Origin of the sequence: Pseudomonas sp. B707 (assembly GCF_022496685.1) — a bacterium.
GTDB lineage: Bacteria > Pseudomonadota > Gammaproteobacteria > Pseudomonadales > Pseudomonadaceae > Aquipseudomonas > Aquipseudomonas paraglycinae.
The window spans coordinates 99,943-114,838 of sequence record NZ_WTVE01000024.1 but is presented as its reverse complement, the minus strand read 5'-3'; the positions used below and the strand labels follow the sequence as shown (position 1 = coordinate 114,838).

Sequence of the window (14,896 nt, the reverse complement as noted above, 5' to 3'; positions counted from 1 at the left end):
AAAGTGGGTGGGTTGTGAAAAAAATACTGCACGTGGCGGAAACGATCAAAGGTGGGGTGGCGACGGTCATCCGCACGATTTCGGCGGCTCCGGAAGACGGGCGCTATGAGCTGGTGTATCTGGTCCCGCTCGACCAGAAGAAAGAACTGCACGGCATCGATGCACAGCAGATCCGCACCTTCGCCCGAAGCGGGCGGAATGTGCCGTCGCTGCTGCGTTTTGCCTGGCAACTGGCGCGGGTCCTGCTCAAGGAAAAACCCGATGTGGTGCATCTGCACAGCACCTTTTCCGGGGTGATCGGCCGCTGCGTGTGCGTGCTCCTGCGGCCGTGGCGCAAGCCGAAAATCGTCTACTGCCCCCATGCGTTTTCGTTCCTGATGGAAAGCTCGCCGATCAAGCAGAAAGTCTATGCGGGGATCGAGCGCGTGCTGCAGAAGGTCACGGACAAGATCATTTGCGTCAGCCAGTTCGAACTGGACAAGGCCGCGAAGTTTGGCATCGAGCGCAAGCGCATGACGCTGATTTACAACGGCATCGATCACAAGCATGAAGAACGCAAGGCCAACGATCCGGCACCGATTCATCTGCTGTTCGTGGGTCGCCTCGACTACCAGAAAGGCTTCGACGTATTGCTCAAGGCCTACAGCGAAGCAAAACGCAGCGACCTGAAACTGACGGTGGTGGGCAGTGCGGTGAACGAGGACGTCGTCGAATGTCCGCCGCTGGACGGGGTGGAATACCTGCCCTGGGTGACGCCAACCGAAGTGCACGCGCTGTATCAGAAAGCCGATGCGCTGATCGTGCCGAGCCGCTGGGAAGGCTTTGCCATGGTGCCGCTGGAAGGCATGGCTCTGGGCCTGCCGGTGATTGCCAGCGACTGCACGTCGTTGCCCGAATTGGTCACCCATGGTGTGTCCGGTTACGTGTTCCCCGCCGGTGATCACCAGGCGCTGGCCGAGCGCCTGAAGAAAATCCAGAAGCCTGCGTTGTCGGCTCTCGGCATCGAAGGTCGGCGCATCGTCCGCGAGCGTTTCAGCGCCGCGTTGATGATCCGCCAGACCTACGACGTGTATTCCGCTCCCTCTTATTAAGTAGAACTCCGCTCATGAACGTAACGATTTTGCATGGCTACAGTGCCTCCAATTCCGGCGATGGTCTGCTGGTCGATCTGGCCATTGCGCTGGTGCAGCGCAACTTTGGCGAAGACACCGCGATCAGCGTCGTGGCGTCCGATCCGGACTCTTTCAAGTACCTGCCGCACCCGCGTTTCGACGCGCCGGTGATGGCGGCCAAGGGTTTGGGCCGAGTCAAACAGGCGGTGTTTCTCAATCAGTCCTACGCCGGGTTGGCGGATCTGTTGAAGAAAACCGATCTGATCGTCGGTGTCGGCGGCGGCTACATGCGCTCGAAAAGTGCCTTCGAGCACATCAAGCTGAAACTCGGCCACGCCAAGCAGCTGGAAACCGCGATCCTCAGCAAAGTGCCGTCGGTGTATCTGCCGCAAAGCATCGGGCCGTTCCACGGCGACAGCGACAAGATCGTCGGCCACTACGCCAGCGCCGACGCGGTGTTCGTGCGCGATAACCGTTCCTCGGCGCTGTTCGATGCTTGCGAGAATGTCTACCGCGCACCGGACCTCGCGGTGCAGGCGCTGGCCGGCAAGATCCTTCAGCAACCCAAGTTCACCCGCTGCGCCTCGACGCCGGCCACGGTGTGCGTGGTGCTGCGCAAACCACCGGCGTGGAGCAAGGAAAAGAAACTTGCTTACGTGGCCAACCTGAAAGTGCTGCTGCAGCGCTTGAAGAACAAAAGCAAAGTGGTCTGCGCCGTACAGAGCGCCGTGCGCGGTAACGATGACGGCGCGTTCTATCGCGAACTGGGCATCACCGAAGACTTGCTGCCGCTGAAAGCAACGCTGGCCAAATACCAACCGGACCTGGTGATTTCCGTGCGCCTGCACGGCGCGATCGAATCGCTGCTCTCGGGTGTGCCGGCGTACCACATCAGCTACGAACGCAAAGGCTTCGGCGCCTATCAGGACATGGGCGTCGAGGACTGGGTCATTAACGGCGGCGACATCAATGTCGACACCATCATCGACACGGTTTACGCGCCTGACGCGCTGTCGAATTTCGGCAAGCGCCTGACCGACACCTGCCGCGAGATCGAGGCGAAAACCGTGGCCATGGACGACATCATCAAGGGCGTCATTCGATGATATTCCGGCTGTTGCTGCGGGGCGGGGCACTGGGCGCGAAGTTCTTGCTGGTGCTCGCCATCACCCATTACCTCGGTTACGAGGCGCTGGGTTTTTACGGCGTGGTGGTCGCGGCGTCGTTGATCGCGTCGAAGTTCTACAGCGTCGGTTTCAGTTCCGAAATCAATCGGCTGATCAGCGTGGGCGGCAGTTCGCGACGGGTCGTGGACAAGGTGCTGCTGCTGTACCTGGCCGTGGGCCTGGCGTTGTCGGTGCTGACGGTGGTGATTTATTCACTGTTCCAGTCGGTGGAGGCGACCACCGCGCTGATCGCTTGCGTGACGCTGGTGCTGCTCACCGAACACCTGTCGTTCGAGATCAACTCGTTCGTGTTTTCCGCACAGAAAGCCACGGCGGGTGCGCTGCTGTTTTTCATCAAGACCGGACTTTGGGCGTTGCTGGCGGTGGGCGGAATGGCGCTCGGCTGGGTGTCCGGAATCGCCAGCGTGTTGTGGCTGTGGGTCATCGCCAACGTGTTGGTGATCGTCGCCGGTTACCTGATCGTGGTGAACGTCCATCGCGGGCGGGAAGAGGGAACCTTGGCGACGGCGGCGGTTTGGAAAGCCGGATTGCCGTTTTACCTCGGCACTGGCCTGATCGCCCTGAGTCAGTACGCCGAACGCTTTCTGATCATAGACCTCGAACCTTACGCCAGCCTCGGTAAATACGTGTACGCGTGGTCGGCGGCCAACACCTTGCAGGCGTTGTCTTACGCGGTGGTGGCGGTGGTCGGCATTCCGCTGCTCGCCAAGCGTTATCAGGCCGATCAGCAACCGTTCACGGTCCGGCAGTTGTTTGTGAACAAGTGGGTCGCACGTTCGCTGGCGGTGTCGGCGGCAGTCGCGGTGGGGATTTATCTGTTCTTCAACGTGGTGCTCGATTACGTCGCCACCAGCGTTCCGCGTCCGGACAACGGCATCCTCGGCGTGCTGATTTTCTCCTTCGCCCTGCGCGCCATTGGCGACATCGTCTGGGGCGGGTTGATCGCCTCGAAAAACAGTCGGGTGTCCCTGGCCAGCGCGGCCATTTGTCTGCTGGTTTCAGTGCCGGTCAGTTACCTGCTGATCAAGCATTATTCGATCTACGGCGCGGCCTGGGGCAACGTCTTTGCGATCATCGTGCAGCTCGCCGTGATTGCGCTGCTGACTCGTGCCACGCGCGCGAAAAAGGCTGTCGTGTCATGGGCCTGAAACTGCCGTGCATCGAGTTTCGCGGCCGCCGTCTCGATTCCTCGCTGTCGTTCCTGATCCTGTTCACCGGGCTGTTTCTGTCCGTGGCGATGCCGCTGCTGGTGCCGCGCGATCCGGGCCCGGATGCGATGACCCTGTGGTCGTCCTATGCCCGGGCCGACAACTGTAATTTCTGGAACCCGTTCTCGCCGGATCGCTCGTCCTACGAGTGTTCGGCATTCCTGCTGCGGCCCACCGGGATCAACCTGACCAACGCCTGGGCCTACGGGATGTTCTGCAACTTTTTCCTCACGGCGATTCCCGTGGTGGTGTTCCGGCGCATGCCGCTGACCATCTTCGGAACCCTGTGCCTGTGGGGCATCGTGCGTTCGTTTTTCCTGGAAAACCTGACCAAGGAAATCATCGTGTCGGTGGCGGTGTTGAGCATTCTGTTCAGCTCGCTGACACGCAAATATCGCGGCGGATTTTTCCTCTCGGCGGTGATCTACGGCGTGCTGATCCGGCCCTACTGGATTCTGTTTTCGCTGTCCTGGGTCGGCGTCTGCGTGATGAAAAAGTACGTCTCGCGCACCACCTTCTTCCTGATGCTGTTCCTGTTCTACCTGGCGGTTGCGATGGCGATCCAACTGGCGCTGGGCTTTCCGGTGTCGTCGATTCGTGCCAGCAACAACGAACTGCGCACGGCGGGCGAGGAGGGGTCCAAATCGCTGATCGTGTCGTGGCTCAGCGGCAGCGACTTCGTCTCGCAGGCCCTGGACTCGATGATCATTTTCTTCCGCTTGTCGTTCCCCGTAGAGCTGATCCTGCTGTCCGGGCCGGGCCAGGTGATCTTCGTGGCGTTGATGATCATGACCGCGCTGCTGCTGTTCAAAGTCATCACCTCGACCGATTACAAGGGCGCGCCGATCCAGACCAAACCCAAGGAACTGATCGCGATTCCGCTGGCATTCCTGCTGGTTCAAGGCTTGTTCGAACCGGACTTCGGTTCGTTCGCCCGGCACTTTTCGATGGTGGTGCCGGTGCTGTTCGTGGGCCTGGGGTTGATGCTGCGGGCGAACAAACCGGTGAAGGTTGAATCAAGAATTCTGAATTGAGGCGGGTGCTTTATGTCGAGCAAGAAAAAGTCCCTGGAGATCGAAACCCTGCGTGGCCTGGCGTGCCTGTTGCTGGTGCTTTATCACGTGATCGGGCCGTTGGGCGGCGGTTTGAAAATCGACATCGGCTCGCCGTTCCGGGTGATCGCCGATTCGATGGTGTACGTGCGCATGCCGCTGTTCACCTTCATCTCCGGCTACATCTATTCCCTCTACAAGATTCGCGGCAATGACTTTTCCGCGTTCTTCAGCGGCAAGGTGCGGCGGCTGATCGTGCCGCTGTTTTGCGTGGGGGTGCCGTTCTCAGTATTGCAGGCGGTGGGGCCGGGCGTGAACAAGGACGTCAGCGTGATGGATGCGCTGTTGTCGTTCTATGTGCCGATCAACCACTTCTGGTTCCTGCAGGCGGTGTTCATCATTTTCATATTCGTCGGCCTGCTGGAATGGCGCGGGCTGCTGCGTACACCGACGCGCCTGTATCTGTTGTTCGCGTTCGCGGCGGCGGTGTTCCTGTTGCCGCCGTTTCCGCTGGACGCATTCGGTATCAACGGGGCGATTTATCTGCTGCCGTTCTTCGTGGCGGGCATGATCGGTCAGGAGAAAGTCAGCGAGCTGAAGCAGACGTTCAAGGTGATCGGCCCGCTGGTGTTTGTGCTGATCTCGCTGACGTTGCTGTACGTGGCGTCGGTGGACCGCGAGCTGATCGTCGACCGCCGCAGCCTGATTGGCCTGGCGGTGGGCTGCGTGTCGTGCATCGCATTGCTGTCGAGTGACATGCGCTCGAAGGCGCTGACCTGGCTTGGCGGTTACTCCTACGCGATTTTCCTGTTTCACGTATTGTTCGCCGCTACGTCGCGTTCGATCCTCGGCCGCCTGGGTGTGAAAGACGAAAGCGTGCTGGTGTTCTGCGGTTTGACATTTGGTTTGCTCGGGCCTGTGGTGTTGTCGATGATTTTCAGTCGGTTCAACTTCACTTCCGTGCTGTTTCTCGGCGAACGTGCGGCGACGAAAAAGAAACCGGCGGCAACCATCGCTCCGGTGGCGCAGACCCGATGAAGGAAGCGATCCATGCTGGCTGTTGATGATGTGCCGCCGGTGGCGGCGTCGGTGGTGCAAATCGGCGACGCTCGCGAGCGCTTTGGCCAGTGGCGCGAAGGAAAGGCCGGCAAGGTGTTGTCGATCTCGGTGATCGGCGACAGCTACAGCGCCGGGCAGGATTTCTACCTGAACAAACTGGTGCAGCGCGTGGCCGGGGAGGTCGGGTTTGCCGGGCCGGGCTACGTCGGCTTCAACCACGGTGCAGCGCTGGGCGGCACGCACTTCAAGTACACCCGCAGCAGCGAAAAATACTTCGGCGGCGACTGGCAGGTCTCCGGCCTCGGCCAGGCCAGCCCCGACAGCCGCACCGTGACCGGCCGCCCCGGCGCCTGGCTGCAAGTCGAGGCCAGCCCGACGCCTGCCATCAACACCGCGGTCACTCAGGCGAAACTGCTTTACCTCGGCAACGGTGAGTCCAGTGAGTTGCGTTATCGCTGGTCACCCTCCGCCGACTGGCAGCCGTTGAAACTCGCGGGCGAGGGCGTACAGGAAGTCCCTTTACCTGGCACGTCGGCCGCGACCGACTGGTCTTTCAGACTGGAAGTGCTGAAGGGTGCGCCGACCTTGTTCGGCCTGTGGCTGAGTAACGATCAGAACGGGGTTCGGGTATCGAAACTGGCCGCGTCGGGTGCGGCATCTGCTGATTTCTATCACGACGATGCGCGCTGGCAGGCGCAGTGGAAAGCCGTGGTGTCGAAGATCCCCGCAGACATTTACCTGATCATGCTCGGTGGCAACGACCAGGGTTTTGGCGTAAAGCCTGAGCAGTATCTGCAGAATGTTCAGGGGCTGGTCGGCATGCTCCGCGAGATACAACCGGCAGCGAGCATCAACCTGATCCTGCGTCAGGACACCACCCGCTCCAGCGCCTATCCGATGTCGGCTTATGCGCAGGTCATCGAGCCCTGGGCCCGTGAGCAGCGTCTGGGTTACGCCAATCTGCAATGCGCGTTCGGTACGGACGTCAAACGCTACGCAGCGGCCATGATCGGGCCGGACAAGATTCATCCGCTGCCGGCCACGGGCGGGCGGGTGATTGCCGATTACTTCTATCGTTGGGTCGTGGGCGGACAGCAAAAAGTCTCGCCACAGGACAGCTGTGGCGAGACTTCGAAGTAGCCGTCAGTTGTCGAACAGATCCAGATGGCTCAGCAGCTCTGCGGTTTTCTGCGGCATCAACTGCGTCACGCAACGGGTTTCCACGTTGACGATGATCGCCGGGTCGTTGCAGCAGATCCGCACGCGAAAACGCCAGTCGCTGAAAATCACTTTCAGGCCGTCGCGGTCATCGACCTCCAGCGCCTGTTCGCCGTAGATCCGTTTCAGGTGGGCGAGCAGGGGCCAGGGATCGCGCATCGCTCGGCGTATGTCCCCGGACGAGGGAAACACGCCGAGGCGGTCGACCAGCAGCAGGGTGCCCAGCCACGGGCCATTGGCGCTGGGCAATGGCTGATGACGGGATAACCAGCTCATCACCCCGAGGTTGTCCACCTCACGTTCAATCTCTGCGGAATGTTGTGCAATGTTCATGGTTGCCTCGTTGGATGTGCGTGCGGCGATGAATCAGTGAGGGCCGCTCAGCGGCCCTTCAGATAGACGTTGTCGTAGCAGAAGTTGGTTGCCTGCAGGTAACCCTCGGCGTCGCCGCAGTCGAAGCGCAGACCTTTGAATTTGTAGGCCAGCACGCAACCGTTCTGCGCCTGTTTCATCAAGGCGTCGGTGATCTGGATTTCGCCGCCCTTGCCCGGCTCGGTGTCGGCGATCAGGTCGAAGATGTCCGGCGTGAGGATGTAGCGGCCGATGATCGCCAGGTTCGACGGTGCGTCTTGCGGGGCCGGTTTTTCCACCATGTGGTTGACCCGGTAGATGCCCTCGGAAATCGCCTCGCCGGCGATCACGCCGTACTTGTGGGTCTGGTCGCGCGGGACTTCCTGGATGGCGACGATCGAGCAGCGGAATTTCCTGTACAGCTCGATCATCTGCGTCAGTACGCCGTCGCCTTCGAGGTTCAGGCACAGGTCGTCCGCCAGCACCACGGCGAACGGCTCGTCGCCGATCAACGGGCGGCCGCTGAGAATCGCGTGGCCCAGGCCTTTCATTTCCACCTGACGGGTGTAGGAGAAGGTGCAGGTGTCGATCAGCTCGCGAGTGCCGGCCAGGAACTTCTCTTTTTCGGTGCCGCGAATCTGGTGCTCGAGTTCGTAGCTGATGTCGAAGTGGTCTTCCAGTGCGCGCTTGCCCCGTCCGGTGACGATGGCCATGTGTTGCAGGCCGGCGTCCCGTGCTTCTTCAACGGCGTATTCGATCAACGGCTTGTTGACGATCGGCAGCATTTCCTTGGGCATGGCTTTGGTGGCCGGCAAGAAACGCGTGCCATAACCGGCAGCGGGGAACAAACATTTACGGATCATAAAAGTTTCCTGGTCATTCATGGCGCACTGCCATCGTTTATTGCAATAACGAAAGGTTGCAAGTTATTGAAGCTGTACTTTAATACCTGACTCGGGAGATGAGTGGCAAATAGCAATGAGTGTAAAACACGACAATGTTATGAGATGTCGGTTTGACACTTATTGGTTATTTTTAGTCGGCATCCGTTGATAGTGATGAATGCGCGGGAGTGCTAATAAGTACCAGGCAATACAGTTTGGCTTGTAAAAATATTTATAGCCAGTGATTGAACTGTTTTTGTTTCTGGTTGTTGTCGCGCTGTTTGTGTGAATCAAGACACACATTAAACAAACAGCGCTTGACACGCGAGTTGGCACTTTTCCCACTTATGGACCGCGCTATGAAGATTCTGGTAACGGGTGGCGCCGGCTATATCGGCTCGCACACCACACTTGCACTACTTGAAGCAGGTTATGAAGTTGTAGTTCTGGATAATCTTTGCAACAGCAGCGACGCCGCCTTGCACGCGGTGGAAGCCATTTGCGGCAAAAGTGCGCTGATGATTCGCGGGGATGTCTGTGACCGGGCCCTGCTGGACCGGATTTTCCAGCAGCACGCCATCGATGCCGTGCTGCACTTCGCCGGGCTCAAGGCTGTCGGCGAGAGCGTGCGCAAGCCGCTCGAATACTACGAAACCAACGTCAGCGGCAGCATCACGCTGTGCCAGGCGATGGCAGCGGCGGGAGTGTTCCGGCTGGTGTTCAGCTCGTCTGCCACGGTCTACGGCGAGCCGGCGCAGATGCCGATCCGCGAGGATTTCCCGACCGGCACTCCGACCAATCCCTACGGCCAGTCCAAGCTGATCGTCGAGAACGTGCTGCGCGACCTGTGCCAGTCGGAACCGCGCTGGAGCATTGCGCTGCTGCGCTACTTCAACCCGATCGGCGCGCATCACAGCGGCCAGATGGGCGAAGACCCCAACGGCATTCCGAACAATCTGGTGCCTTACATCAGCCAGGTGGCGGTCGGCAGCCTCAAGGAATTGTCGATCTTCGGCGACGATTACCCGACGGTCGACGGCACCGGCGTGCGTGATTACATCCACGTCGTCGATCTGGCGGACGGGCACTTGAAAGCCCTGCAAACCATCGCCGACCGTACCGGCATTCATACCTGGAACCTCGGCACCGGCGACGGCTACAGCGTGTTGCAGGTGCTGCGGGCTTTCGAGCAGGCCTGCGGGCAGCCGGTGCCTTACCGGGTGATGCCACGGCGTTCCGGGGACATTGCCGAGAGCTGGGCCGACGCCTCCAAGGCCGCCAAGGAACTCGGCTGGAAAGCCACGCGCAACTTGCAGGACATGGTCACCGACACCTGGCGCTGGCAATCGAATCATCCTCGGGGTTATCAGGGATGATGGCGTTTTAGTGCAATGTTAGTTTCAGTCAGGTTGTTAGATATCGTCGGGAAATTAGACTGGCAATGCCTTTTGCAAGTCCGTAGATATAAACCTGCCGTTCGACTTTTATCAGTTGCGTAAGACTGTGAAAGAACAACGGATCTTGTTCGCGCTTTTTGCGACTTGAACTCTACCACCTCTAACCAACACCCGATGTTCAGGTGCGATGTTAGAAAGGAGTTGATATGAAGAAAGTGATGGCGATCGCCCTGTTGACGATGTTGAGCAACTGGGCCTCCGCAGCTGAAGCGCCGCTTACAGCAGTGACCAATGTATCTGGCAGTGTCGCGGCTTCTACAGCGCCTGCTGCCAGTACTGCCATGGTCGCCAGTGCTGTAGCGGCGTCCAACAGTGGTGGAAGTGCCAACGGCGGTACAACGGGTACCACCGGTACCACGGGTACAACCGGCACGCACAACTAACTGAAGTATCTGTTGGTGCAGTACAGGGTCGCCCGACGAAAGTCGGGTGACTTTGTTTTTGGATTCGCCCTTGAATAGCGTAGTGCCATTATGACCCGTCGTTTTTCTCTTTTATTGTTGGCAAGTATCGCTTTGCAAGGTTGCATGTTCTCCCCCGGCCAGTACCTGAGCACCAGTAGCATCACGCGCCAGGGCGCCAGCGAAAGCAGCCGGGTCGAGCTCATTCCGATCACCCCCAAGCTCATCGCCATGAACCGCGCCACGTACAAGCGTGAGTCGGTGCCGGCGGAGTTGTTGGCGACCCCGGCCGAATACCGCATCGGCAGCAACGATGTGCTGTACATCACGGTCTGGGATCACCCTGAGCTGACCGCCCCTTCGGGTGCGCAACAGCAGATCGACGCCAACGGTCGTCTGGTGCGTTCCGACGGCACCTTGTACTACCCGTACATCAAGGAAGTCCAGGCCGCCGGCAAAACCATCCAGCAACTGCGTTCGGACATCGAGCAACGCCTCTCGGCATTCATTGCCGAGCCGCAAGTGGATGTCGCGGTGCTGCGTTTCGCCAGCCAGAAAGTCGTGGTCTCGGGCGCCGTCACCAAGGCCGGCCCCCAGGCGATTTCGACCAACCCGCTGAGCGTGGTCGAAGCCCTCGGTTCGGCCGGTGTCGATACCAACAATGCCGACTTGTCGGGGCTGATGCTGACGCGCAACGGGCGGGTCTATCCGCTCAATCTCGACGCGCTCAATCAGCAGGATTCCGAATTGCAGAACGTCTACCTCAAGGGAGGCGATCAACTGTATCTGCCGTACAACGACAACAAGCGCATCTACGTGATGGGCGAGGTCAACCAGCCCCGTGCGCTGAGCTTCAAGACCGCCACCATGAACCTGTCCGACGTGCTCGGGTCGGTCGGCGGCTTGAGCCAGACCACCTCCAACGGCAACGCCGTGTACGTGATTCGCGGGGTGGAAAACCTCGACGTCGAGCCGGCGAAAATCTATCAGCTGGAAGCCGAGTCGCCGACCGCCATGGCGCTCGCCTCGCACTTCGAAGTGCGGCCTCAGGACGTGGTCTATGTCGGGCCTGCCAACGTGACTCGCTGGAATCGCCTGATCAGCCAGTTGGTGCCGTCGGCATCGATTGTCGGGACGGGGGCTTCCGCTGCGAAGAACTGGAGCGAATACAGTAACAACAGCAAATAAGGCCGCCGACTGTGAAAACGTTGAAAGTGGGCGTGTGCCTGATGGCGGCCGTGTTGCTCAGTGGCTGCAATCCGCTGATGAGCGCTTCGTTGAATAACCTCAAGTCCGCCGTCATCGGGCCGGATGAACTGGACGTGTCGGCGGAGCAGGTGGCCGGGGTCAAGTATCCCCAGCTCAAACTGACCACACCGTCCGGTTCCGGGGTGTTGGCGCTGGTGCGCGAGCGCGAGGACCTGCAGTTCTGGGTCGCCTCCGGCAAGCAGGTGCTGCTGATGCGCGACGGCCTGGCCATGCGCACTGTGGGCCTGGGCGTGGAGGGCGATCTGGACGGCACGCGTCTGTCCGATGACTCGCCGTTCAAACAGGGCCTGCATCGCATCACCGACGGCTACACCAGCCGCCGCTGGATCGACCTCTACAAGGGCCAGGAAGTCGGGATCATCGTCAACAGCCGCTTCTCCCGAAAATCCCTGGAAACCCTCGACATTCTCGACAAGGAATACTCCGTGCTGCGTGTCGATGAGCAGATTGACGCGCCGGCCATCGGCCTGCGCGCGACCAACCGTTACTGGGTCGATCCGGTGGACGGTTTCATTGTGCAGAGTGAACAGCAACTGACCTCGCAGTTGCGGGTCAGGATCGTGCAGCTGACCCCTGACCGCAGGCATCTGCCGTGAAGCGGCTCAGAGCGCTGTCGGCGTGTTTGATGTTACTCACTGGGATCAGCGAGGCCGCGGTCATCGTCAGCGGTGATGTCGCCAACCCGGGCCCGATCGAATTGCCGGCGGGCGGACGTTTGCGCGATGTGATCGGCGAGGCCGTGCCGAATGCCAAAGGCTACTGGCTGGCGGGCGTCCTGTTGCGTCAGTCATTGCTGGAAGAACAGACGCGGCTGAAGGTCGGCGTGCTGTTCGATCTGGACGTGCTGCAGCGCATGGCCATGCTGTTTGACAAGCCGAGTCGAGCGGCGCTGGCCCAGCGACTGGCCGAGCAGGTCCGGCAGATGCCGGTGACCGGGCGGCAGATCGCCGATCTCGATCCGGTGGCGGTGGAAGTCGGCTTCGCCCGCAACATCCGCCTCGACGATGGCGATCAACTGATCTACCCGAAACGGGTCGACGAAGTCGAAGTGCTGGGCGCCGTCGCCGAGTCGTGCCGTTTGCCTTATCAGCCGTTGCAGGAGGCCCGCGAATACCTGCAGGGCTGCACGTTGCTGACGGCGGACGCCGATGCCGACTATCTGTGGCTGATCCAGCCCAACGGCGAATCGCGGCGGGTCGGCATCGCCCACTGGAACCGCGAGAGCGGGCAGATGCCCGTGGCCGGCAGCAAGATTCTGGTGCCGGTGAAAAACGATGATCTGGATCCGCCTGTCCCTGAACTGAATCAGCAGTTGGCCGAATTGATTGCCACGCAGTTGGCTGAGGTGGTTCGTTGAATTTGCGTTTTGCAGCTGTGTTGTTATTGCCATGTGGCCTGGTGCATGCCGAGCCACGGATCACCCAGAATGATTTTGGCGGCGTCGGTCTGTTGCAGACCCCGACCGCGCGCATGTCGCCCGCCGGTGAGTTGAGCGTCAATGCCAACCGCACCGAACCGTACAGCCGATACAGCGTTTCGTTGCAGCCGCTCGACTGGCTGGAAGGTTCGTTTCGCTACACCGCCATCACCAACCGTCCGTACGGTTCCGAAGCGCTGAGCGGCAGCCAGAGCTATAAGGACAAGGCGGTCGACGCCAAGGTCCGGCTGTGGCAGGAAAGCCACTGGGCGCCGGAAGTGGCGCTGGGCTTTCGAGACATCGGCGGTACCGGTTTGTTTGCCAGTGAATTCTTCGTGGCCAACAAGCGCTATGACAATTTCGATTTCAGCGCCGGCATCGCCTGGGGTTACATCGGTAATCGCGGCGATGTCGACAACCCGTTGGGTTCGATCAGTGACCGCTTCAACACTCGCCCTGATCTGGAAGGCACCGGTGACGTCAACGCCGGCTCGTACTTTCGCGGCAAGCCGTCGTTTTTCGGCGGCGTGAGTTACCAGACGCCCTGGGACCGCCTCAGCCTGAAACTCGAATACGAAGGCAACGACTACAAGCACGAGCCCAAGGACAACATCATCAAGCAGGACTCGCCGATCAACCTCGGCGCGGTGTTCAAGGTGACCGATTCCGTCGATGTGAGTGCGGCCTGGGAGCGCGGCAACACGGCGATGTTCGGCATCACGTTCCACACCAATTTCGTCAGTCGCAAGGCCCCGGCCAAGACCTTCGACCCACCGGCCGAACCGCTGCCGGCGAAGGCGCCAACCGCGACCATGGAAGAGGTCAACTGGGCCGACGTGTCGCGCCGTTTGCAGCAGAACGCCGGCTACAAGGTCGAGCGCATCACTCAGCGCGATTCCGAACTGATCGTGTACGGCGAGCAGCAGCGCTATTTCCATTCGCCCAAAGCCGTCGGCCGCGCGAGCCGGATTCTCGACAACAGCGTCAACGACGACATCGACTGGTTCACCGTGGTCAACAAGCGCTACGACCTGCCGCTGGAAGAAACCAGCGTGCCCCGGCAGACCTTCCGCGAAGTGATCAACAACGAAGAACCGCTGGAATCGCTGCACCGCACCACCGAGATCAATCCGGCAATGCCGCGCAACGAGAAAACCCTCTACACCGAAGCGCCGCAGCACTTCAATTACGGCGTCGGCCTGGGTTTCAAACAGAACGTCGGCGGCCCCGATGGCTTGCTCTATCAGTTCACGGCGGATCTGGACGCCGAGTACCGCTTCAACCGCAACACCTGGTGGAACGGTCTGCTCAGTCAGAACCTGATCAACAACTTCGACAAATTCACCTACGACGCCCCCAGCGGCCTGCCGCGTGTGCGCACCGACTTGCGTCAGTACCTGACCACGTCGGACACCACCATGCCGCTGTTCCAGGTCAGTCATGCCGAGCAACTGGACAAGGATTTGTACGGCATGGTCTACGGCGGTTATCTGGAATCGATGTTCGCCGGGGTCGGGGGCGAGGTGCTGTTTCGTCCGACCGGCAAGCGCTGGTCGATCGGTGCGGACCTGAACTACGTGCGTCAGCGTGAGTTCGACCAGGGTTTCGGCCTGCGTGATTACTCGGTCTGGACCGGCCACATCACCGGCTACACCGACCTGCCGTTCGACACGCTGGCCGCGGTCAGCGTCGGGCGTTACCTGGCGGGCGACTTTGGCGGCACGGTGGACATCTCCCGCGAGTTCTTCAACGGCGTGCGCTTTGGCGCCTGGGCGACCATCACCACCGCCGGCAGCGCCGAGTATGGCGAGGGTAGTTTCGACAAGGGGCTGTATTTGTCGATTCCGTTCGACGAAATGATGAGCATGTCGACCATGCGCCGCGCCAACCTGGTGTGGGCACCGCTGACCCGTGACGGTGGCGCGCGGCTCAATCGCAGCTTCCAGCTGCACTCGATGACGGATAGTCGGGAAGGGGACATGTTCTACCGGAACTTCGGGAAGATTACCGAGTAGGTTTGGGGGAACGGGGAGTTAAAGCGGGAGCCTGTGGGCTCCCGTTTTGGTTTGTGGTGAAGGGGGATCTTGATGCAGCCGTGATTGCTGTGGGAGTCGGTGTATTCCAGGTTCAAACCTGATGTTGAATGATCCGGCGCCTTCGCGGGCAAGCCCGCTCCCACAGGTTTTTAGGTGATGCCGTAATCTTCGCCACTCCTCGAAACTTGTGGGAGCGGGCTTGCCCGCGATGGCGTCTGTTCAGCCGACATCAAAACATCAGACTC

General features: G+C 60.2%; 14 protein-coding genes. 12 read left to right on the top strand and 2 right to left on the bottom strand.

Translation table 11 applies throughout. The features are described 5' to 3' along the window. Positions 1-14: 14 nt before the first annotated feature. The 6 genes from GQX66_RS12190 to GQX66_RS12165 are packed head-to-tail and all read left to right on the top strand — an operon-like array spanning position 15 to position 6,758. Positions 15-1,091 (top strand): glycosyltransferase, encoded by a 1,077-nt coding sequence (locus tag GQX66_RS12190; protein WP_240869401.1) that lies wholly within the window; start codon positions 15-17, stop codon positions 1,089-1,091. A 14-nt stretch (positions 1,092-1,105) separates the two neighbouring features. Next, positions 1,106-2,218, top strand: coding sequence for a polysaccharide pyruvyl transferase family protein (locus tag GQX66_RS12185; protein ID WP_039772772.1), 1,113 nt, complete (start codon positions 1,106-1,108; stop codon positions 2,216-2,218). Next, positions 2,215-3,447: a polysaccharide biosynthesis C-terminal domain-containing protein gene (locus tag GQX66_RS12180; RefSeq protein ID WP_240869396.1), complete on the top strand. Its 1,233-nt coding sequence runs from the start codon at positions 2,215-2,217 to the stop codon at positions 3,445-3,447. Before GQX66_RS12185 ends, GQX66_RS12180 begins: the two co-directional genes overlap by 4 nt. Further along, positions 3,438-4,541 carry a hypothetical protein gene (locus tag GQX66_RS12175; RefSeq protein WP_011335164.1) on the top strand — a complete coding sequence of 368 codons (1,104 nt, stop codon included), beginning with the start codon at positions 3,438-3,440 and terminating at the stop codon, positions 4,539-4,541. The genes GQX66_RS12180 and GQX66_RS12175 overlap by 10 nt, the downstream gene beginning before the upstream one ends. A 12-nt stretch (positions 4,542-4,553) precedes the next feature. Beyond that, the gene (locus GQX66_RS12170) at positions 4,554-5,597 is read left to right on the top strand and encodes an acyltransferase (protein WP_102688116.1); all 1,044 of its coding nucleotides are present in this window, start codon (positions 4,554-4,556) and stop codon (positions 5,595-5,597) included. Between the two features lie 12 nt (positions 5,598-5,609). Next, positions 5,610-6,758, top strand: coding sequence for a GDSL-type esterase/lipase family protein (locus tag GQX66_RS12165; RefSeq protein WP_240869393.1), 1,149 nt, complete (start codon positions 5,610-5,612; stop codon positions 6,756-6,758). Positions 6,759-6,761: 3 nt separating this feature from the next. Here GQX66_RS12165 and GQX66_RS12160 read toward each other — a convergent pair whose 3' ends face one another. Together GQX66_RS12160 and galU are read right to left on the bottom strand one after the other, a co-directional pair. Further along, a complete protein-coding gene (locus tag GQX66_RS12160) occupies positions 6,762-7,169 on the bottom strand; it encodes a mannose-1-phosphate guanylyltransferase (RefSeq protein WP_240869371.1) in 408 nt (135 codons plus the stop codon). A gap of 47 nt (positions 7,170-7,216) precedes the next feature. Then, the gene (gene galU, locus GQX66_RS12155) at positions 7,217-8,050 is read right to left on the bottom strand and encodes a UTP--glucose-1-phosphate uridylyltransferase GalU (RefSeq protein WP_085613139.1); all 834 of its coding nucleotides are present in this window, start codon (positions 8,048-8,050) and stop codon (positions 7,217-7,219) included. A gap of 380 nt (positions 8,051-8,430) precedes the next feature. On the opposite strand from galU, the gene galE reads away from it, so the two are divergent. From galE to GQX66_RS12125, 6 genes are all read left to right on the top strand, one after another. Next, on the top strand, positions 8,431-9,447 hold the full coding sequence (gene galE, locus GQX66_RS12150; protein ID WP_039772766.1) for a UDP-glucose 4-epimerase GalE: 1,017 nt from the start codon (positions 8,431-8,433) through the stop codon (positions 9,445-9,447). A gap of 227 nt (positions 9,448-9,674) precedes the next feature. Then, positions 9,675-9,911, top strand: coding sequence for a hypothetical protein (locus GQX66_RS12145; RefSeq protein WP_003226528.1), 237 nt, complete (start codon positions 9,675-9,677; stop codon positions 9,909-9,911). 90 nt (positions 9,912-10,001) lie between these two features. Further along, entirely contained in the window at positions 10,002-11,117 is a 1,116-nt protein-coding gene (locus GQX66_RS12140) for a polysaccharide biosynthesis/export family protein (protein WP_172829496.1), read from the top strand. An 11-nt stretch (positions 11,118-11,128) separates the two neighbouring features. Next, positions 11,129-11,794, top strand: coding sequence for a YjbF family lipoprotein (locus GQX66_RS12135; protein ID WP_129973242.1), 666 nt, complete (start codon positions 11,129-11,131; stop codon positions 11,792-11,794). A 29-nt stretch (positions 11,795-11,823) separates the two neighbouring features. After that, positions 11,824-12,555 (top strand): capsule biosynthesis GfcC family protein, encoded by a 732-nt coding sequence (locus GQX66_RS12130; protein WP_240869369.1) that lies wholly within the window; start codon positions 11,824-11,826, stop codon positions 12,553-12,555. Beyond that, complete coding sequence (locus tag GQX66_RS12125; protein ID WP_240869366.1) at positions 12,552-14,630, top strand: YjbH domain-containing protein; 2,079 nt, start codon at positions 12,552-12,554, stop codon at positions 14,628-14,630. The genes GQX66_RS12130 and GQX66_RS12125 overlap by 4 nt, the downstream gene beginning before the upstream one ends. Positions 14,631-14,896: the final 266 nt, after the last annotated feature.